The following is an 18,921-nucleotide window of genomic DNA, read 5'->3' as shown; positions in this document are numbered from 1 at the left end:
AAATCAAGGTGCACAAGACCATCTCCATCCTGACGGGAGCGACCCTCGCCCTGTCCATTTCGGCGCACGCCGCAACCGCGCAGGTGCTGTTCTGGTCGACCCAGGCCGCGCCGGTCGAAGAAACCCAGAAGATGCGCGAGGATGTTCTTTCCGGCTTCGAGGGCGGCGTCGACTTCCAGCCCCAGGAAGTGGGGCCTTTCGTCACGCGCCTCGAGGCGGAGCTCGAAGCCGGGTCCGGCTCGATCGGCGTCGTGGGGGCGCTGCATGGTGAGCTGGCGACATATGCCGAACACTGGGCCGACCTTTCGGGCGTCGATCTCGGCGGGATTGAGGTCACGCCGGCCTTCCTGGAACTGGGAAAGCTCGGCACGCAGGAGCAGAAATACCTGCCCTGGATGCAGGCCAACTATGTGATGGCCGCCAACAAGCAGTCGCTGGAATACCTGCCGGAGGGTGCCGACATCAATGCGCTCACCTATGACCAGCTGGTGCAGTGGGCCAAGGCGATGGCCGAGCAGACCGGCTCGCCGAAATTCGGCTTCCCCGCCGGCCCGCAGGGGCTGAAGCACCGCTTCTTCCAGGGTTTCCTGCTGCCCTCCTACGCCAACTCGACCGTGACCAAATTCGCTTCGGACGAGGCGGAAGCGGGCTGGAACATGTTCAAGGAGCTCTGGCAGTACACGAATCCGGCCTCGACGAATTACGCCTTCATGCAGGAGCCGCTCCTCAGCGGCGACGTCTGGGTGGCCTTCGATCACATCGCCCGGCTCGCAGACGCCTTCAATCAGCGGCCGGACGACTTCGTCGCGTTCCCGGCCCCGGCCGGTCCCGCGGGGCGCGGCTTCATGCCTGTGCTGGCGGGCATCGCCGTGCCGAAGGGCGCCCCGGATGTCGAGGCTTCGAAGCGGCTCGTCCGCTACATGATGCAGCCGGAGACGCAGGTGGCGACACTGCTGGCCACAAATTTCTTCCCGACCATCGAGGTGACCCTGCCAGAAGACCTGCCGGCCTCCGCCAGGGCGCTGGGACCGGCGATCCAGGCGATGACCTCGGCGGAGGATGCCGTGCCGTCGCTGCTGCCGGTGGGCCTCGGCGATCTCGGCGGCCAGTTCAACCAGGTCTATACCGATGCGTTCGAGCGCATCGTACTGGCAGGCCAGCCGGTCAGAGATGTGCTGGACCAGCAGGCTGAGACGCTGCGCAGCATCATGGAGCAGGCAAAGGCTCCCTGCTGGCTGCCGGACCAGCCTTCCGACGGCCCCTGCCCCGTCGAATAAGACGCTGCTTTTCCGCCGCCCGTTCCCTTCCGGCATCGGGCGGCGGAAGACCGGCGACCGGAGGACCGATGCACCCGAAGGTCTTACCCTACGTCCTGCTGCTGCCGGCGACGCTGTTCCTGCTGGTGTTCTTCGTCTACCCGTTCGTGCAGATCGCGCTGCTCGCCTTCACTGGGGCCGAGGGTTTCACGCTGCAGCACGTGCAGACCATGGCGAGCCACTGGAAATTCAAGGCGGCCCTGGGCTGGACACTGCTACTGGCCGCGGTTGTCGTGCCGATCCAGCTGATGCTCGCGCTCTCGATGGCCACCATCGTCAGCAAGCTTGAAAGCGGGCGCAGCTCGATCCTCTACATCTTCTCGATCCCCCTCGGGCTTTCCGATCTGGCGTCCGGAATCATCTGGCTCGCCATCTTCGAGCAATCGGGATTCCTGAACTCGCTCCTGGTGGGCCTTGGCATCATCGAGCGCCCGATTCTTTTCCTCGGCTACCAGAATGTCTGGGTGATCTTCGCCGCAGTGGTCATCGCCGAGGCGTGGCGCGCGACCGCAATCGTCATGGTGATCCTGGTCTCGGGTATGGGCCTCATCCCCAAGGAATATTACGAGGCCGCCGAGGTCTTCGGCGCCGGACCGTGGAAACGGTTCGTCAAGATCACGCTTCCGCTCCTGCGGCCGAGCCTGCAGACCGCGCTCATCCTGCGCACGCTGCTTGCGTTCGAGGTCTTTGCCGTCGTGATCACACTCGGGGGCACCACCCTCCCCGTCCTCATGGGCGAAACCTTCCAGTGGCAATTCGCGCTGCAGGACCGGCACGTGGCCTCGGCCTATGCGATGGTCATCCTCGCCATCTCCATCGCCGCCACCCTCTTCTATCTGTGGGCGCTCCGCGTGCCCAAGGGAGCGAAGATATGAGCACTGCCGTCAGCGTAGACGCGCCGCATAAGGTCGAGGTGCGCTCCGCCGCCAGATTCCTCTTCATCGCAGCCATCGTGGTGCTGTGCATCTGGGTATTGCTGCCGATCTACCTGCTCTTCGTCAACGCGCTCTCCTCGCCGCAGGAGGTGAGCGGCTTCCCAAAGACAGGCCTGCCCTCCTTCGACTTCGGCTCGGTCCGGTTTTTCCTTTCCTTCGCCGGCGTGCTGCAGGCGCTCGGCAATTCCGTGCTCGTCGCCGTGCTTACCATGGTGCTTTCCATCGGCATCGGCGCGCCAGCCGGCTATGCGCTGTCGCGCTTCGATTTTCCGGGCAAGGAATCCTTCCGGATGCTGGTGGTGATGACCCGCGCATTCCCGCTGCCGCTGCTCGCCTTGCCGCTGGCCGTACTGTTCATCCGCACCGGCCTGGACGATACGGCCTTCGGCCTCGCCATCGTGCATACGGTCCTTGCCCTCCCCTTCGCGGTGCTCATCACCTTCTCGCTCTTCTCCGGCATTCCGATCGAACTCGAGGAGGCGGCGTGGACGCTCGGCTGCAACCGCTGGCAGGCCTTCCGCAAGGTCGTTCTGCCATTGGTGATGCCCGGCATCGCCGCCTCAGCCGTATTCGCCTTCACCATCTCATGGAACGAGGTCTTTGCCGCGGCGGTGCTGACGATCCAGAACCGGACGCTTCCCGCCTTTCTCGTCCAGAGCCTCAACGTCTCGCCGCTGCACCTCAAATTCGCGGGCGGCGCGGCGCTGGTCATTCCCGCCCTCATCTTCATCTTTGCCGTTCGCAGATACCTCTTTGCGATGTGGGGCATCGCGAACCGCTAGGAGTCCCTTCATGGCCGAAATCGTCATCAAGAAGGTCGCCAAGAGCTTCGGCGGATTCCACGCGCTCCATTCGATCGACCTGACGATCGCCGATCAGGAATTCATGGTGCTGCTTGGCGCCTCGGGCTGCGGCAAGACCACGCTCCTTCGCATCATTGCCGGGCTGGAGACGCCGAGCCAGGGCGAGGTGTGGATCGGCGGGCGGCGCGTCGACGGGCTTCCGCCGCGCGAGCGCGGCATCGCCATGGTCTTCCAGAACTACGCCGTCTTCCCGCATCTGACCGTATTCGAGAACATCGCCTTCGGCCTGAGGATGAAGAAGCTTCCGCGGCAGGAGATCGAGCGCCGGGTCACGCGCACCGCCGAGCTCATGCATATCGAGCAGTTGCTGAAGCGCTATTCGGGCCAGCTTTCGGGCGGCCAGCGCCAGCGCGTCGCCGTCGCCCGGGCGCTCGCCATGGAGCCGGACGTCATCCTGATGGACGAGCCACTGTCCAACCTCGACGCGCTCCTCAGGCTCGAGATGCGGGCCGAGCTCAAGGGCGTTCTGGCCGCCAGCAAGACCACCACAATCTATGTCACCCACGACCAGGTGGAGGCAATGAGCCTTGCCGACCGGATTTCGGTCATGAATGCCGGAAAGATCGTGCAGGCGGCCCGGCCTGTGGAGGTCTACCGCAATCCGGCCGCCCGCTTCGTCGGCAGCTTCATCGGCAATCCGCCCATGAACTTCATACCGGCGAAGCGAGCAGGCGACGGCAAATGGCAGGTCGCCGGTGTCGCACTCGACGGCCCGCAGGCCTCGCGTGACCGGCTGGAATTTGCCATTCGCCCAGAAGATGTCACGGTCGGCGCCGAAGGTATTCCGGCGACCGTGCGCGTGGTGGAACCGCTGGGCGTCCACACATTGCTGACCTGCGAGGTGGAGGGGGCTCTCTTCCGCGCGGTGGTGGAGTCCGACCTTGCCGTCACGCCCGGCGACACGCTGCGCCTGGCGCCCAAGCCGGACCGGGTGCGCTGGTTCGATCCCGAGAGCGGCATGGCCGTCTGAACGAACCATGGCCAACCGATCCTCCACCGCCCGGACGGCAATCGAGGTTCTGCGCGAGAACGACCGCGGCACCTACACCGTGCCCACGAAAGGACTTTATCCCTTTCAGTGGAACTGGGATTCCTGCTTCACCGCCCTGGGTCAGTCCCATTACGACCTCGACCGCGCATGGACCGAGGTCGAGACGCTCTTCGCCCACCAGTGGGACGACGGGATGGTGCCGCATATGGTGTTCCACGAGGCGGCTCCCTCCTACTTTCCCGGTCCCGATGTCTGGGCCACGGGGCGGGGAGTGCCCACCTCAGGCATCACGCAGCTGCCGATCGCCGGCTTCGCCGTCAACCGCCTCTTCCGGCGCAGCGGCGGACTGCCGGGCGCAGAGGCGCGCGCGCGCGTGCTCCTCGCCGGGCTCGACCGGTGGCACGCCTGGTTCTACCGCACGCGCGACCCGGCGGGCGAAGGGCTGGTGGCCATTATCCATCCCTGGGAATCGCGCGACAATTCAGTGGATTGGGACGAGGGCTTTGCGCGCGTCCCCACGGAGGGCGTCGCGTCCTACCAGCGCAACGACACGAAGCACGCTGATCCGGCGACGCGCCCGACCAAGGAGCAGTACGACCGCTATCTCTGGCTCGTCCAGCATTTCAGGGAACTTGGCTGGGACTCGACCCGCCTGCATGACGCCTCGCCCTTCCGCATCGTCGATCCCGGCTTCAACGCCATTCTCATCCGCTCCTGTCTTGAGACCGCCGCCCTTGCCGAAGCCCTGAGCGAAGGGGAGATCGCCCGGCGCAACGAGGCCTGGGCGCAGCGCGGGCTGCGGGCGCTCGATACGCTCTGGAGCGAGCCGCGACAGCAGTATCTGTGCCGCGACCGGGTTTCGGGAGAACCGGTCGACAGCCCCTCCATCGGTGGGCTGATCCCCCTCTTCGCGCCGATACCGCCGCAGCGCGCCGCTGCCCTTGCCGCAACCATCCGCGCCATCGGCAGCCATGTGCGCTACCTGGTGCCGAGCCATGATCCCCGCGACCCCCGCTTCGACATGAAGCGGTACTGGCGGGGACCGGTCTGGCTGGTGTGCAACTATCTTATCTCCGAAGGCCTTGCACGCGCCGGCGAGGGCGAGCTAGCACGGCGCATCATCGCAGACAGCCTGTCCCTCATCGAGAAGAGCGGGTTCGCCGAATATTACGATCCGCATGACGGGGCGCCGCTGGGAGGCACGCGCTTCAGCTGGACCGCAGCCATGGTGCTGGAATTCCTGGAGCCGGAGCAATGACCGGTTTCGCGGAACATGTCCGCAAGCGCGGCGCGCGGTCGTTGGCGACCTTCGGCGATTCGATCACCGAAGGCATGTCGGCCAGCGCGCCCGAGAAGCGCTGGGCCAACCTGCTCGCCACATTCCTCCGGGTCGACCGGCTCGCCAACAAAGGCATTGCCGGCACGGTGATGCAGCAATCACCCATGGCCGACGGCAAGCCCAAGCCCAATAGCGGGCGCGCGCGATACGAGCGCGATCTGCTCGGATCGGACCGCGCTGACGTGATCGCGATTCTCTACGGCTTCAACGACGCCCGCTATATCGGCGCGCCGGAGACGTTCCACCATGCCAACTTCGTGCGCGACTACAAGGAAGTGCTGGCCGGGCTGTTCGCCGCCGGGTATCGCCCTGAAGATATCTGCATCGGCAGCCCGCCGCATATCCCGGATGCCGGCTTTCATGTCGGCACTGCCGGCTTCACCGGCCAGACGCGCGAAGCGTTCCAGGCCTATGTGGAGACGGTGAAGCAGATCGCCCGCGAAGCCGGCACGTTCTACGCGCCGGTCAACGAGCGGATGGGCGCGGAAGGCGGCGACCTGCTCTTAAGCGAAGACCACGTGCACCCGAACGATGCCGGCCATGCCAAGATCGCCGAGATCTTCGCAGACGCCACCCGGCTCGGCGGGTACGGGGCTCGATCAAATCGGGCCGAGGGCCCACGCAACGCGAAACAGAGTGCTGCCTGAATGATTGCGCTTGATCCATCCAAGATCTTCGACCACGCCGTGGAGGTTCTGAAGGAGAACGACCAGGGTGGCTACACCATCCCGACCAAAGGGCTCTATCCGTTCCAGTGGAACTGGGACTCCTGCCTCACCGCGCTTGGCCAGAGCCATTTCGACGAGCAGCGCGCGTGGACGGAGATCGAGACGCTCTTCGACCATCAGTGGCCGGACGGGATGGTGCCCCACATCGTGTTCCACGTCTATTCGGATGGCTATTTCCCGGGCCCGAATGTCTGGGGGACGGGCCGACCCGTCGCCACCTCCGGCATCACCCAGCCGCCGGTCGCCGGCTTTGCCGTTAGGCGCCTTTACGAGCGGGCCCGCGACAGGCAGATGGCTGAGAAGCGGGCCAAGGCGCTGCTGCCGAAGATCGACGCGTGGCACAGATGGTTCTATTCCCATCGCGACCCACGCGGCGAAGGGCTTGTTGCCATCCTCCACCCGTGGGAATCCGGCCGCGACAATTCCGTCGACTGGGACCAGGCGTTCGAGCGCGTGCCCACCGATGGGGTCGAGCCCTACACCCGCCGCGATACCCAACATGCCGATCCTGCCCACCGTCCGACCAAGGAGCAGTATGACCGCTATATCTGGCTGGTGCAGCATTTCCGCGGCTTGAACTGGGACAATGCGAAGCTTCACGACGCCTCGCCCTTCCAGGTCGTCGATCCCGGCTTCAACGCCATCCTGATCCGCTCCTGCGCCGATCTCGCCGATCTTGCCGAAAGCCTGGGCGAGGCAAGACTCGCCGCCGAGAACCGCGCCAGGGCGGAAGCGGGCCTGGCGGCAATGAACGCGTTGTGGAGCGGCACGCATGGGCAGTATCTGTGCAAGGATCGCGTTACCGGCGCCCTGATCGACAGCGCTTCCATCGGCGGCATCCTTCCCGTCTTTGCCGCGGTGCCCGAGGACCATGCGCGATCCATCGCCCTGACCGTCGAGAGGCAGGCGGCAGCGGCGAAGTTCATCGTGCCCTCGCACGATCCGGCCGATCCGCGCTTCGAGGCGAAGCGCTATTGGCGCGGGCCGGCCTGGCTGGTCACCAACTACATGATCGCCGACGGGCTGCGCAGGGTGGGCGAGACTGCCGTTGCGGATCGCATTGTGCAATCGAGCCTGGAGCTCATCTCTCAGTCGGGCTTTGCCGAATATTATGATCCGCTGACCGGCGAGCCCTGCGGCGGCCACCGCTTCACTTGGACGGCGGCGATGGTGCTGGAATTCCTGCGGCTGATGAAGAGCTAGCGGATGGCGGCGGGAGGTGCCGCGATCCGGCGCGAGCGCAGGACGTTCAGAATGCCCGCCGCGGCGATGACCGCAAGGCCCGCGATGGCGAGCGCGTCGGGATATTCCGCATAGATGACGGCGCCGATCAGCACGGCCCACAGGAGCTGGCTGTATTGCGCCTGGCCGACGACGCTGGCGGGAGCGTATTTTGCCGCCGTGAGCAGCGCGAGCTGGCCCGAGGCCGACAGCAGCCCCGCACCGGCCATAAGGGCGAATTCCACTGGGCTCGGCGTCCGGAAATCGGGGATCATGGCAAGGCCGAAAAGGATGACGGCGTAGAAATACGGCATTCCGAGCAGGGATATCCGTCTCTCGGCGCCGGCGATCCGCCGCAGGATGATCACGGTCATGCCCGACAGCATCGCCACGCCGAAGGCGGCAAGGTGCCCCCATTCGAGCGCCTTCACGCCGGGCCGGATGACGAGAAGAGCGCCCAGCAGGCCGGCCGCCACGGCCAGCCACCCGACCCATCCGACCCGCTCGCCGAGCAGGAGGATGGAAAGCAGGATCACCACGAAAGGCGCGAGGAAGATCAGCGTATAGGCTTCCGCGAAGGGGATCGTGGTGAATGCATAGACGCCAAGAAGCCCCGCCCCCAGGCCGGTCGCGCACCGCGCCTGCACCAGCCAGGGATGGCGCAGGCGGAAGAAGTCGCTCCAGCGCTCCCCTCCCGGGCGCATGAAGAGGATGGCCAGCGTGCCGGAACAGGCGGCAAAGAAGCCGATCTCGAAGACAGAAAGCCTGGAGCCGATCCCCTTTATGAGAGCGTCGCCGAAAGCAAGAGAGGCATAGGCGACAAAGGCCAGCAGGGCGCCCTGCATGGGGGTGACGCCGTTCATGCGGCGACGGCCAGCAACAGGCGGGACTGATATGGTGCGAGGCGCACAAAGATGCCGGCTGCCGATGCCGGGCATGGCGTTCCGTCCTCGGACACCTTCATCTCGCCCTGTCCGCCAAAGAGCTCCCACGGCACCAGCCGCTCGGCGGGTAGCGCGCCGGTGTTGAAGACATTGAGCAGGACCGAGCCGTCCGCCCGCCGCACCCGTTGCAGCAGCACAGGGTCGCCCTCCGCCACCGCAAGTGGCTGCCCGTCCGGCCCCGTTCCCAGCCTATAGCGCAGGCCGGGCTGCCCCAGCTGCAGGAAATCGCAGGTGAAGGGCTCGCCGCTCCCGGCGAGTTCGGCCAGCAGCGCCCGGCGCGGCTCGGGTACTTCGTCGAGTTGATCGCTCGTCATCAGGACGCCGCCGGCAAGGCCCGCGAACAGGGCGAGCGATCGCACCTGCTCATCGCTCAGATCATGGAAGCGCTCGCGCAGGAGAATGCAATCGGGATCGGCCTGCCAGAGGATCCCGTTGGCGAAGTTGCGGGCGGTCTGGTCGCGCAGAAGCGACTCGGCCGAATAATGACCGGTCCAGCTCACGCCGATGTCGCGGCCGATGCGCATTGCGTCGGCGAGCCCGACCGGCGCCCAGATTGGCGCGCCGCAGCACAGCCACAGCGCTTCGCCGATCTCCTCGCGGATCAGCCGCGCCATCTTCATCCAGATGTCCATGCGCGAAAGGCCGTCCCGGTGCCACACGGCCTCGTCCGGCCCATACATGCTCCCCAGATGCATGAAGTCGGTCTTGAAGTAGCCGCAGCCCCAGTCCCGCGCCCAGATGCGGAAGACATTCCTGATATGGGCCTCCGCCTCGGGATGGGTGATGTCGAGGACGTAGTATTCCTCGCTGCGCTTGTGCCAGCGGAACTCGCCATAAAATTTCATCGGCGCCAGAGGCTGGCCGCTCGCCCGATCGCGCACCACCCAGTCGGGATGTGCAGCGAAGAGCTTCGAGCGGTTGCCGACCATGAAGGGCGCGATCCAGAGGCCGGGGGTGAAGCCGGCCTCCCGGGCCTTGTCCATCACCGGCTTCATCCCGCCGGGAAAGCTCGGCCTTGTTTCCAGCCAGTCGCCCATTTCTGGGGTGAAGCCGTCGTCGATCTGGAAGATCTCGAAAGGAACCTGCTTCTCGTCGCGGAAGCGGCGGCACGCCTCCAGATGCTCGGCCAGAACGTCCTCGCTGAGGGAAGCATAAAGGTTGTACCAGGAGCACCAGCCGGCAATACGCCGCGGCGGCACGCGCGGCGGAAGCGGCGAAGCTTCCGCGACAAGCCGCGCCCATTGGCGCAGGCTTTCCTCGACGTCCTCCCCAGCAAACAGCACCATCGTCTCGCCGCGGACCTCGCCGGTGTGCGGCACGCCATCGATCAGCGTCTCGATGTCGAGCCTCAGCGGCCCCTGCTCGAAATCGAAGCGCAGGCGGCTCTGGTAGCGATCGTGGCGCAGAAAGCCGAGGACCGTCGCGCCGCTTCCGGCGCGCGGCAACAGGGTCGTCATCGCATGGCCGGAAAGGAGCCTTGCATCGGCGCGGGCGACTTCACGCGCGCTGTCCGGCTCCACGAAGTAGCTGCCGTCCCAGCTCATATAGCCGTTGCGCAGATACTGCCTGACATTGCCGATCCGGCCGATGCGCAGGCCCAGTGAGGCTAGCCGCGCCTCTCCGGCAAAGCCGGACAGGACCATGGTCCACCGTCTATGCTTGCCGGCAGCTCCGATCTCCATGGACACAGACCGACCATCCTCAAGCGTCCAGACGATCGCGGAGGGCGAGACGCGGGTCAGACTGTGGCCAGGCACGGAGCCATCGACGAGAGGCGCGAGATCGGAAAGCAGAATGCCGCCGATCTCAAAAGCCGGCGCAGCGGACGCGGCGGTCACAGGCTCACCTCACGGCGTTCGTCGGCCGAGCGCTGTGCCGCCAGCACGATCTTCAAGGTCTCCAGCCCGTCGGACAATGGCACGCGCTGGCTGCGGCGCTCGGCGATCGCCTCGGCAAGGTCGGCGAGCTGGGCAACGAACGGATCGACATCGCCGGTGACCATTTCGCTCTGCACCTCGCCCGCCGTGTGGACGAGCTCGGCCGTATTGAAGTCGGCGAAGATGCCGGTCATCCGTTCGGCGATGATCTGCCACTGCTTGCTCCAGCGTCCGGGGATGGCGGCGTTGGACGCATGAAGCACGCCGACGGCGCCACTGTCGTAGCCGAGGATCATCGCGCTCACATCGGGGCTGTCATAGCCGGGCACCGCCCGGTGGAAGAGGTTTTCGGCGCGGGCATAGACAGTTTGCGGCATGCCGAGCGTATGGCGCGCCATATCGACGATGTGGATCAGCTGCTCAACGATCTGGCCGCCGGATTTGGCGCGCTCGCGCCACCACGGCGCGTGCAGCGCGTTGCAGTGGAAGGAGCCGGAGAAATGACCGGCCGGACCGGTGCTTCCTGCTGCAGAAAGCGCGTCCCATCGCGTGACGGCTTCTCCGAACCGGTACATGAAGCCGCAGGCGGCAACGACGCTCCCTGCCGCCTCGACCATGGATCGAGCACGATCGAGGTCGAGCGCGATCGGCTTTTCGACGAGGAGATTGATGCCCGCCTGCGCGGCCATTTCCACCTCGCCGCTGTGCGCAAAGGGCGGCAGAGCCACGATGAGGAGGTCAAGATCGGCCTCCTCCAGCATGCGGCCGAAGTCAGTGTAGGCAACAATGCCGAACCTTGAGGCGAAGGCCCGCGTGCGCTCCTCGTCGCGGCCGCAGCAGGCGACCAGCGTCATGCGCTCGCCGAGCTGGCCGACCGCCGCCGCGTGGCGGGCGCCGATCCCGCCCGGACCGAGGAGGCCGACGCGCAGGCTCATGCCTCCTCCCCGAAGCTCAGGACGGATTGCAATATGCCGGGATCGCCCGCATCGAGCCGCGTAAACAGGGACGGCGCCTCGGCAAAAGGCACCATGTCCGTTATCAGCGGGACGAGGTTGAGGCGGCCCTCATGCTGCAGGCGCACGGCCGTCTGCCACAGGCGCAATTTGCTCCAGCGGTGGCTCGCCTCGGGCGCGACCCCGGATATCTGGCTGGAGATCACCTCGATGCGGTTGTGGTGGAACTCGTCGCCGAGGAACAGGCCGCGCGTCTCGCCCTGGAAGAAGCCCATGGCGACCACGCGGCTCGCATAGGCGACCGTCCGCATCGCCTCCGCCAGGGCGGCGGGGACGCCGGAGACCTCGATGCAGATGTCGGCGCCGCGGCCGCCTGTCTCGCCCTTGACGATCTCGGCCACCGATCCCCCCGAGGGATCGAGCGTGCGGTCGGCGCCCAGCTGCTCGGCCATGAGCCTGCGGCTCGCCACCGGATCGACGCCGATCACGGTCGCACCGGAAGCGCGGGCGGCCTGGAGCACGATCTGGCCGGGCACGCCGAGGCCGAAGACGACGACGAGATCGCCCATCCGGATGCGGGCATCGTGAACGCCGTTCAGCGCCACCGCCCCGATATGCGAGAAGATTCCGATGCGCGGATCGGCATCGGCAGGCAGCAGACGATCGGCGGCCTCCGCCTCGCTGAGCACATGGGCGCTGCGATGCCCCCAGGTGCCGAAGATCCGGTCTCCCGGCTTGATACGGGTGACATCGGACGCCACCTCGACGACCTCCCCCGCCTCCTCATAGCCCAGATTGCGCACCGGGAAGGTCCAGCTCGGCACGGCGCTTTCGCGGAACATCCGGTTCTGCTCGTCCCAGCGGCGGTTCATATAGGGAGAGGTGCCGCGATACTGGCTGAGCTCGGTTCCCGCGCTGATGCCGGAGAACAAGGTCCGCAGCCGAACCTGTCCGGACCTTAGCGGCACCTGCTCGATCTCCTCATAGGAGAGCTGGCGCGCTGCGGTAAGCACCAGGGCCAGATCAGTCACTTCAGCCTCCGCGCACAGCTTAAGAGCGTTCTGCAAACGTTTTAATACCGGATTTGCAGCGAGTCGGCCAGCCCACATCATCGCGCTTCCCGCGGTGCCGGGCCGAATGTCAGGACGGCGGCCGGCTCCTGTCGCCGACCGGACGCACAGGTGGCGCCGGGGGCAGCAGGTCCCTGATATCGGCGAAGGGATAAATCGGCTCGAAACGCCAGGCTTCCGCATAGGAGCCGGCGGGCGCGTTGCATTGCATCGCCCTGAAGCCGTTATGCACGGTTAGACGCTGAACGAAGCGTTCCGGATCCTGGGAGACATGCGCGCGAATGGCGTCGAGCTTGAGCGGGAAATGGGAGGAGATGTCTACATAGTGCGTCGGCGCGAAGCCGACGCCGCCAATCGTGTCGGCATAAAGCACAGGCGCGGCAAAGGAGCTTGCGATCCGCACCGCCTCCGAGAGGGCCCGGTGATCGCCGTGATAGTCATCGCGCCAGTGGGTGAGCACCAGGTCCGGTCCGATGCGGCCGATATGCGCCTTCAGCACGCCGATCAGTTCTGCATCCGCTGAAAGGCCGCCATCGGGGAAGTCCAGGAACTCAAAATCCGCAGAGAGAAGCGCCGCCGCGCGGCCGGCCTCCGCCTTGCGCGTCCGGCTCAGTTCCGCGCGGTCGCCCCGGCCGCCGAGCGCGCCGTCGGTCGCGATCGCAAAGTGCAGCGTGGCGCCGCGCGCGGAAAAGGCCGCAAGCGTGCCGAACATGAAGATCTCGATGTCGTCCGGGTGCGCTCCCACCGCGAGAATTCTCATCAGAAGCGTCCTTTCGCGAATGTCCTCTAGCCGTTCGGAGGCGGAAGAGCTCCGTCCTTCTCGAGTCTACGACAGGTTTGGTCCGCCCACCACATATCGCGTTCCATCCGCGCACACAGATCAGCGTCCGCGGCGGTGAACCAAAGCCCCGCATGCACGTTGTGGCCTGTTGACGGCCCGCTGTTCCGCTATAGGCAACTCGTCCGGGCGCGCCAGGAGGTCTGCGAAGCGCGTGAAGCTGCGTCTGAATAGCCTGGTCGAGCGCTGGTTTTCCCAATCCCTGGCCAGACAGTTCCTGCTGGCCGGCGGCTTCGTCTCGCTCGTCGCCATGCTGCTGGTCGGCGCCCTGGTCACGCGGCTGATCGAGGAAGCGGTGACGCGGAATTCCGCCGCCAGCACCGCCTTGTATGTGGACAGCGTCATAGCCCCGCTCCTGCCCGACATGAGAAGGACCGAGGCGCTGGACGACGCAGTGGCGCGGGCACTCGACGAAACACTCGGCCAGGGTGCGCTGGGCGACAGGCTGATTTCCTTCCGCATCTGGCACCGGGACGGCACAATCCTCTACGCCGACGACCCGGATCTTGTCGGCAAGCGCTTCGCGCCGAGCGAGAATCTCCAAGCCGCCTTCTCCGGCGAGATGGTGGCCGAGTTCGATCGCCCCGAGGACCCGGAAAGCCAAGCGGAGGGCCGGAGCGGGCTGCCGCTGCTCGAAATCTACAACCCGATCCTGCAGCCATGGTCGGGCGAAGTGGTGGCAGTTTCGGAATTCTACGAACTCGCCACCGACTTCGAGCGCAGCCTCAACCAGGCCCGCATCCGCAGCTGGCTGGCAGTGGCGCTCATCACCTCATGCTTCTTCCTCACCCTGTCGCTCATTGTTCTGCGGGGGAGCCGGATCATCGACCGCCAACGGCAGGCGCTGAAAGACCGGGTGAGCGAACTGTCCGACCTGCTCGCGCAGAACCGGACGCTGCATGCCCGCGTCAAGCGGGCCTCGCAACGCGCCGCGGCACTCAACGAGAGCTATCTGAGGCGCATCGGCGCAGACCTTCACGACGGGCCGGCGCAGCTCGTCGCCTTTGCCGCTCTGCGGCTCGACAGCGAGGCGCTGAGCCTTGCGGCCAGCGCCAACAAGAAGCTCTCGGCCGAGCTTTCCGCCATCAAGTCCAGCCTGGAGGAGGCGATGCGCGAGATCCGCAACATCTGCAACGGATTGGTTCTCCCGCATATCGAGGGCGCCGACCTGCCGGACATGCTGGCGCGGGTCGTCCAGGCACATGAGCAGCGGACGGGAAGCAAGGTGCGGCTCAAGACATCGAACGCGCCGCGCTCCATGTCGCCGGCGGCAAAGATCTGCATCTTCCGCTTCGTCCAGGAAGCGCTCAACAACGGCTACCGCCACGGGGGCGGCATCAGGCAATCGGTGACGCAGAGCCGCGAGAACGGCAGTATCATCATCGAAGTGTCGGATGGCGGGCCGGGCTTCCACCCCGACCTGATCCGCCCCGAAAGCATCGGCCTTGCGGGCCTGCGCGAGCGCGTGGAAAGCCTCGGCGGACGCTTTTTCGTCGAGTCGGCCCCAGGAAGGGGCACCCGGGTGCGGATGTCGCTGAATGTGGAAGAGATGGAGCACGCCTGATGGCGCCTATAAGAATCGCGGTCGTCGACGATCACCCGCTGTTCAGGGAAGGCGTGACACGCAGCCTTTCAGAGATCGGCGGGTTCGAGATCGTCGGCGAAGGCGGCACCAGTGACGACGCATTCCGCATTGTCGAGGAGAAGCGTCCGGACATCCTGCTGATGGACATCTCCATGCCGGGCGGCGGCCTCAACGCGATCCGTCCCATCCTGGACGTCTTCCCCGACCAGAAGATCGTCATGCTCACCGTCTCCGAGACGAGCGACGACGTCGCCAAGGCCTTGGGCAGCGGCGCGAAAGGCTATGTCCTGAAGGGCGTGGGGTCACGCACCCTCGCCGAGGTGCTGCGCACCGTTGCTGCAGGCGAAAGCTATGTATCGCCGACGCTCTCGGCCCGCCTACTCGGCACTCTTACGCAGCGCAACGCCTCGCCCAGCCCCGACCCGATTTCAGAGCTGACCGCGCGCGAGAAGGAGATATTGAGACTGGTGGCCGCAGGCCTCAGCAACAAGCGCGTGGCGCTGGAACTCGACCTGCAGGAAAAGACCGTGAAACACCATATGACGCGCATTTTTTCCAAGCTGCGCGTCAGCAACCGCACCGAAGCCGCCATGGCCCTGCGGGATGCCCTTGAACAGCGGTGACTCCCCGCCGCGCCCGATGAACGCTTGATGGATCAATCGGCGATGCGCCGCAGCCTCGCAAGGTCGGACCTCGTCGCCCTTCGGTTGATGATTGTGCGGCCCTGGGCATCGGTCATGACATAGCGCCCGCGCCCCACCCGCTCGCGCATCCCGTTGCGGTGGCGAAGCTCGATCGTCGAGCCATGGATCACGACCGTTCCCTCTCGGGTGGAGCGGACGACGGGCTCGCCGTTTCCCTGCGAATTTCCCCGGTTCACGCCGCCTGCATTGCCGCGGCCATCGCGGCCAGGAGCACCGCCGCTGTTTCCCGGCCCGTTTCCGCTATTTCCGGCACCGCCGCTATTGCCGCCGCCGTTACCACCACCACCGCCGCTGTTACCCCCACCGCCGCCATTGCCTCCGCCTCCACCATTGCCGCCTCCGCCATTGCCGCCGTTGCCGCCTCCGCTATTGCCCTGAGCGCGGGCGGCCTCGAGCGCCGGCACAGGGAGCGCTCCGTTGAAGGTCAGCTTGAGCGGAATCGCGGTGAAAACTGCTGCCACGGGAAGGCTGGCGGCGCCGAAGAGAAATTTGCGACGGCAGAGCAAGCGCGTCCCTCCTTTACTCACCTCATCCGCCAATCGAGGCAGGGCCGTGTGGCCAAGTGTCGGACCTTACTGCCTCGTCTCCATCTTGCCATCCCTGAAAACGAAATGCCCGCCGAAGATCGTCGTGATCCTCGGCGGGCCTGCCGGCGCAGGAAGGGACGGGTGTTGCGCGGCAAGAACGTGAGCGGCCGGTGACGCTCGAACTGTCCGAAATGGGGGTTTAGCCCGCAGCAATGCCGAGGATGAAGACGCCGAGGAACAGTCCGAACATCGGCCCGAGCAACCATCGGGCCTGGTATACGCTCTTGTCCATTGAAGCCTCCTTGAACCTTTGGCGACGGCAACAGGGATCCGGGAGATGAGTTCCCGGCAGATGCCGGTAACGGACCATCGCCAAAACCAGCTCGGACCTCAGTCAGAGCGTTGTGGGACTAAGGTCTGATTGCCGATTCCGACCGAAGCCCAGGGGCGGAACAGCGCATCGGGGAGCGCGTTCCTGGGGCGACGTGTCCGCTCAGGCGGAGCACAGAAATGTCTGAACCTCAATCAAGGAGATTGCCAATGAAACTGCGCTCTACCACCGCTGCTGCAGCGCTCTTCCTCGCCGCGGGCCTCGGCATTGCGTCGGCCCAGACAGTTGTCGTGACGCCGGAGCAGGAGACCGTCATCCGCGAATACGTGCAGACGCATTCCGTCGCTTCGGTCGAAGTGCCGGATGTCGAGATCACCGTGGGCGCCACCCTTCCGGAGACCGTCGAACTCCACACGATCGACAATCCCGAAATCAAGTACAGCTATGTCGTGGTCGACGGGCGCACCGTCCTGGTCGAGCCGGAAACCCGCAAGGTCGTACACGTCATCGAATAATAGCCGGCTGCTCGGCGCGCCCTATGGAGTGCGCGAGCGGGCGGTACTCGTGATTTTGCAAGGAGAACTGAAATGAAAGCTCTCAAGATCAGCGGCCTTGCGGCGGCACTTCTGTCCGGCGCTGCCATGACCGCGCTACCGGCCTTTGCCCAAGGTTCCGGCACTGCTCCCACGCAGCAGAGAATCTTGCCGCAGCAGGGCGGTGACCAGTCCGGAGGCTCTGCCGACACCCAGGATACCCAGACGCAGGACTCCACGGGCGGCACCACCAGACAGGATGCGGATACCGGACAGGCAGAGGCTGAATCCACCCCGGACGCCGGCCAGCCGAGCGAGCAGTCGGCCAGCGACGAGGCGCCTGGACAGAAGGCGCAGTCCGGCGAGGCGGAAAGCGCCAGCGAGGCGGCCCCCGGCCAGATGCAGAAGTCGGGCGAGGTTGAAAGCGCGACCGAGGCCGCTCCCGGCCAAATGAAGCAGGAAGAGGAAGCTTCCACCCAGGAGCCCTCGAACGAGACCACGGCCGCGATCAACATCTCGGATGAGCAGAAGACCGAGATCCGCAACATCATCGTGGAGAGCGACGTCGAGCCGGTCGACATCGACGTGGAGGTCGAGATCGGCGTGAACGTGCCGGACACGATCGAACTGCGTCCGCTTCCGCCGCGCATCGTGGAACTCGTCCCGGCCTATGAAGGCTACATGTTCTTCGTGCTCGCCGACGGTCGGATCATCATCGTCGAGCCGGACACCCACGAGGTGGTCTATATCATCGTCGCCTGACGGCGATGACAGGCGGGCCGTCTTCATGCGGCCCGCTCCCGGTACCCGGGACCGGACAAAAGAGAGGGCGCCACTCGGCGCCCTCTGCCTTTTTGCCTGAACCTCTCCGACGGCGCCTCCTCAACCGGCGGCAGCTGCCCCCGCCCTGGACGAACTATCCTCGCTTCCGAGCGGCGTGTTTGATATCGCCTGCATCGCCCGTACTGCTCTTCGGGGAAGGAGTGGCAGCCACCGCCGCAGGGATCGCGGCAGGCTGGTCAGCAGCGGGGCAAGGAACATACCGAGCCGGATTTCCGTCCAGGAAGCGGGGACGAGGGTGTTCAGCAGCGCCGGGCCGATCTTTCGGCTCTCCTCAACCGTTTCGCGGATGGCTGCTTCATAATTCCTGAAGCCGAGCGCGTGATCGCCGGCAGCGGCTGCCAGTTCACGGGCGAGTACATAGGCGCCGATCACCGCGAGGCTGGTGCCACCGCCGACGGCCGGCGCAGGGCAATATCCGGCATCGCCCACAAGCGCGATGCGCCCCTTTCCCCAGGTCCCCATATGGATCTGGCTGAGGGGTTCGAAGTAGAAATCCCGCGCCGAATCCAGACGGCCCAGCAGTTGCGGAACCTGCCATCCGTCCCTGGCGAAGGTCTCGCGCAGCACCCGTTTCTGCCCCGCGATGTCCTTGTGGTGAAGATCGAGCGGTTCCGGTCGGCGGAAGAGAAATGCAACGCCCAGCTCATTGCTCTGCCTGATCGGAAAGACGGCGACGGTCCGCTCGGGCACGACGTAGCGGAAAATGCGCTGGTCGAAACCGAGATCGTTGGCGACCGTGTAGCCGCAGACATATGCGCCCATATAGCGGCTGAAGAGCTCTTCCTCGCCGAAAACGAGGTGCCTGACGCGGGAATGCTGCCCGTCCGCGCCGATCACAAGAGCGAAGTCGCGCTCCTCTCCGCTGTCGAAGCGCACGCGGACACCGTCCTTCTGTTCCTCGATCTGCCCGATCGAGTCGCCGAAAACATATTCGGCATCCGTCCGGGTGCGCCGGTAGAGCGTTGAGACCAGTTCGCCCCGCATGATCTCCACGTGGCGGTCGGAAAACTCTGCCGAGAGGCCTCGCAGATCGAGCTCCACCGGAGCCCGGCGGGGGGCCACCGTCACACCGCGATCGTTTCGGGTCCGCGCTGCATCCAAGGCCGGAAGCACCCCCATCCGGTCCATTACTTCCACCGCCGAGCCCCATAGGTCGACGGGATGTCCGCCCATCCGCAGTTCGGATGCCTGCTCGACAACCGTCGGCCGGTAGCCGTGCCGGCGGAGCCAGTGGGCGAGCACGGGACCGGCAATCCCTGCGCCTGAGATGAGTACGTCCTTCCGTTCCATGGCAGCTCCTGTGAAGCAGAAATCCCCTTCGGC

The 18,921-nt window shown here is 65.7% G+C and carries 19 protein-coding genes; 11 read left to right on the top strand and 8 right to left on the bottom strand.

Annotated features, from left to right (window positions below):
• The first annotated feature begins 2 nt into the window (after positions 1-2).
• The 7 genes from RIN79_RS06100 to RIN79_RS06070 all read left to right on the top strand — a co-directional run bounded on the left by RIN79_RS06100 (position 3) and on the right by RIN79_RS06070 (position 7,375).
• Positions 3-1,277 (top strand): ABC transporter substrate-binding protein, encoded by a 1,275-nt coding sequence (locus RIN79_RS06100; RefSeq protein ID WP_375165880.1) that lies wholly within the window; start codon positions 3-5, stop codon positions 1,275-1,277.
• A gap of 68 nt (positions 1,278-1,345) precedes the next feature.
• The gene (locus tag RIN79_RS06095) at positions 1,346-2,191 is read left to right on the top strand and encodes a sugar ABC transporter permease (protein ID WP_309083736.1); all 846 of its coding nucleotides are present in this window, start codon (positions 1,346-1,348) and stop codon (positions 2,189-2,191) included.
• On the top strand, positions 2,188-3,033 hold the full coding sequence (locus tag RIN79_RS06090; RefSeq protein ID WP_309083735.1) for a carbohydrate ABC transporter permease: 846 nt from the start codon (positions 2,188-2,190) through the stop codon (positions 3,031-3,033). Before RIN79_RS06095 ends, RIN79_RS06090 begins: the two co-directional genes overlap by 4 nt.
• Positions 3,034-3,043: 10 nt before the next feature.
• A complete protein-coding gene (locus RIN79_RS06085) occupies positions 3,044-4,084 on the top strand; it encodes an ABC transporter ATP-binding protein (protein WP_309083734.1) in 1,041 nt (346 codons plus the stop codon).
• Positions 4,085-4,091: 7 nt separating this feature from the next.
• Positions 4,092-5,363 (top strand): hypothetical protein, encoded by a 1,272-nt coding sequence (locus RIN79_RS06080; protein ID WP_309083733.1) that lies wholly within the window; start codon positions 4,092-4,094, stop codon positions 5,361-5,363.
• Complete coding sequence (locus RIN79_RS06075) at positions 5,360-6,091, top strand: SGNH/GDSL hydrolase family protein (RefSeq protein ID WP_309083732.1); 732 nt, start codon at positions 5,360-5,362, stop codon at positions 6,089-6,091. Before RIN79_RS06080 ends, RIN79_RS06075 begins: the two co-directional genes overlap by 4 nt.
• On the top strand, positions 6,092-7,375 hold the full coding sequence (locus tag RIN79_RS06070) for a trehalase family glycosidase (protein ID WP_309083731.1): 1,284 nt from the start codon (positions 6,092-6,094) through the stop codon (positions 7,373-7,375).
• On the opposite strand, the gene RIN79_RS06065 is transcribed toward RIN79_RS06070, so the two are convergent.
• The 5 genes from RIN79_RS06065 to RIN79_RS06045 all read right to left on the bottom strand — a co-directional run bounded on the left by RIN79_RS06065 (position 7,372) and on the right by RIN79_RS06045 (position 12,997).
• Positions 7,372-8,256 (bottom strand): DMT family transporter, encoded by an 885-nt coding sequence (locus RIN79_RS06065; protein WP_309083730.1) that lies wholly within the window; start codon positions 8,254-8,256, stop codon positions 7,372-7,374. The two genes, RIN79_RS06070 and RIN79_RS06065, sit on opposite strands and share 4 nt — an antisense overlap.
• Positions 8,253-10,175 carry an alpha-galactosidase gene (locus RIN79_RS06060; protein WP_309083729.1) on the bottom strand — a complete coding sequence of 641 codons (1,923 nt, stop codon included), beginning with the start codon at positions 10,173-10,175 and terminating at the stop codon, positions 8,253-8,255. The genes RIN79_RS06065 and RIN79_RS06060 overlap by 4 nt, the downstream gene beginning before the upstream one ends.
• Positions 10,172-11,149: a Gfo/Idh/MocA family oxidoreductase gene (locus tag RIN79_RS06055; RefSeq protein WP_309083728.1), complete on the bottom strand. Its 978-nt coding sequence runs from the start codon at positions 11,147-11,149 to the stop codon at positions 10,172-10,174. Before RIN79_RS06055 ends, RIN79_RS06060 begins: the two co-directional genes overlap by 4 nt.
• Positions 11,146-12,198: a zinc-binding dehydrogenase gene (locus RIN79_RS06050; RefSeq protein ID WP_309083727.1), complete on the bottom strand. Its 1,053-nt coding sequence runs from the start codon at positions 12,196-12,198 to the stop codon at positions 11,146-11,148. The genes RIN79_RS06055 and RIN79_RS06050 overlap by 4 nt, the downstream gene beginning before the upstream one ends.
• Before the next feature lie 109 nt (positions 12,199-12,307).
• Positions 12,308-12,997: a PIG-L deacetylase family protein gene (locus RIN79_RS06045; RefSeq protein ID WP_309083726.1), complete on the bottom strand. Its 690-nt coding sequence runs from the start codon at positions 12,995-12,997 to the stop codon at positions 12,308-12,310.
• Positions 12,998-13,235: 238 nt separating this feature from the next.
• Here RIN79_RS06045 and RIN79_RS06040 point away from each other — a divergent pair, with 238 nt between their 5' ends.
• Positions 13,236-14,639, top strand: a complete 1,404-nt coding sequence (locus RIN79_RS06040; RefSeq protein ID WP_309083768.1) for a sensor histidine kinase — start codon at positions 13,236-13,238, stop codon at positions 14,637-14,639.
• Positions 14,636-15,283, top strand: coding sequence for a response regulator transcription factor (locus RIN79_RS06035; RefSeq protein WP_309083767.1), 648 nt, complete (start codon positions 14,636-14,638; stop codon positions 15,281-15,283). Before RIN79_RS06040 ends, RIN79_RS06035 begins: the two co-directional genes overlap by 4 nt.
• A 32-nt stretch (positions 15,284-15,315) precedes the next feature.
• Here RIN79_RS06035 and RIN79_RS06030 read toward each other — a convergent pair whose 3' ends face one another.
• Together RIN79_RS06030 and RIN79_RS06025 are read right to left on the bottom strand one after the other, a co-directional pair.
• Positions 15,316-15,540 (bottom strand): hypothetical protein, encoded by a 225-nt coding sequence (locus RIN79_RS06030; protein WP_309083725.1) that lies wholly within the window; start codon positions 15,538-15,540, stop codon positions 15,316-15,318.
• Positions 15,537-15,710, bottom strand: a complete 174-nt coding sequence (locus RIN79_RS06025) for a hypothetical protein (RefSeq protein WP_309083724.1) — start codon at positions 15,708-15,710, stop codon at positions 15,537-15,539. Before RIN79_RS06025 ends, RIN79_RS06030 begins: the two co-directional genes overlap by 4 nt.
• 721 nt (positions 15,711-16,431) lie before the next feature.
• Here RIN79_RS06025 and RIN79_RS06020 point away from each other — a divergent pair.
• Both RIN79_RS06020 and RIN79_RS06015 read left to right on the top strand, forming a co-directional pair.
• Entirely contained in the window at positions 16,432-16,737 is a 306-nt protein-coding gene (locus RIN79_RS06020; RefSeq protein ID WP_309083723.1) for a DUF1236 domain-containing protein, read from the top strand.
• 72 nt (positions 16,738-16,809) lie between these two features.
• Positions 16,810-17,517, top strand: coding sequence for a DUF1236 domain-containing protein (locus RIN79_RS06015; protein ID WP_309083722.1), 708 nt, complete (start codon positions 16,810-16,812; stop codon positions 17,515-17,517).
• A 120-nt stretch (positions 17,518-17,637) separates the two neighbouring features.
• Here the strand turns inward: RIN79_RS06015 and RIN79_RS06010 are convergent, their stop codons facing one another.
• The gene (locus tag RIN79_RS06010) at positions 17,638-18,888 is read right to left on the bottom strand and encodes an FAD-dependent monooxygenase (protein WP_309083721.1); all 1,251 of its coding nucleotides are present in this window, start codon (positions 18,886-18,888) and stop codon (positions 17,638-17,640) included.
• Positions 18,889-18,921 lie beyond the last annotated feature (33 nt).

The organism is Chelativorans sp. (assembly GCF_031180965.1).
In the GTDB taxonomy this organism is placed as follows: domain Bacteria; phylum Pseudomonadota; class Alphaproteobacteria; order Rhizobiales; family Rhizobiaceae; genus Chelativorans.
Note: the sequence above shows the minus strand (reverse complement) of the source record. Positions and strands in the feature narration are given on the sequence as shown.

Bases quoted from the DNA above. Each gene is read 5' to 3' on its own strand.
- RIN79_RS06090 (WP_309083735.1), top strand. From the start codon at position 2,188: ATGAGCACTGCCGTCAGCGTAGACGCGCCGCATAAGGTCGAGGTGCGC.
- RIN79_RS06055 (WP_309083728.1), bottom strand. From the start codon at position 11,149: ATGAGCCTGCGCGTCGGCCTCCTCGGTCCGGGCGGGATCGGCGCCCGC.
- RIN79_RS06075 (WP_309083732.1), top strand. From the start codon at position 5,360: ATGACCGGTTTCGCGGAACATGTCCGCAAGCGCGGCGCGCGGTCGTTG.
- RIN79_RS06085 (WP_309083734.1), top strand. From the start codon at position 3,044: ATGGCCGAAATCGTCATCAAGAAGGTCGCCAAGAGCTTCGGCGGATTC.
- RIN79_RS06065 (WP_309083730.1), bottom strand. From the start codon at position 8,256: ATGAACGGCGTCACCCCCATGCAGGGCGCCCTGCTGGCCTTTGTCGCC.
- RIN79_RS06010 (WP_309083721.1), bottom strand. From the start codon at position 18,888: ATGGAACGGAAGGACGTACTCATCTCAGGCGCAGGGATTGCCGGTCCC.
- RIN79_RS06080 (WP_309083733.1), top strand. From the start codon at position 4,092: ATGGCCAACCGATCCTCCACCGCCCGGACGGCAATCGAGGTTCTGCGC.
- RIN79_RS06045 (WP_309083726.1), bottom strand. From the start codon at position 12,997: ATGAGAATTCTCGCGGTGGGAGCGCACCCGGACGACATCGAGATCTTC.
- RIN79_RS06015 (WP_309083722.1), top strand. From the start codon at position 16,810: ATGAAAGCTCTCAAGATCAGCGGCCTTGCGGCGGCACTTCTGTCCGGC.
- RIN79_RS06020 (WP_309083723.1), top strand. From the start codon at position 16,432: ATGAAACTGCGCTCTACCACCGCTGCTGCAGCGCTCTTCCTCGCCGCG.
- RIN79_RS06025 (WP_309083724.1), bottom strand. From the start codon at position 15,710: ATGGCGGAGGCGGCAATGGTGGAGGCGGAGGCAATGGCGGCGGTGGGG.
- RIN79_RS06095 (WP_309083736.1), top strand. From the start codon at position 1,346: ATGCACCCGAAGGTCTTACCCTACGTCCTGCTGCTGCCGGCGACGCTG.
- RIN79_RS06070 (WP_309083731.1), top strand. From the start codon at position 6,092: ATGATTGCGCTTGATCCATCCAAGATCTTCGACCACGCCGTGGAGGTT.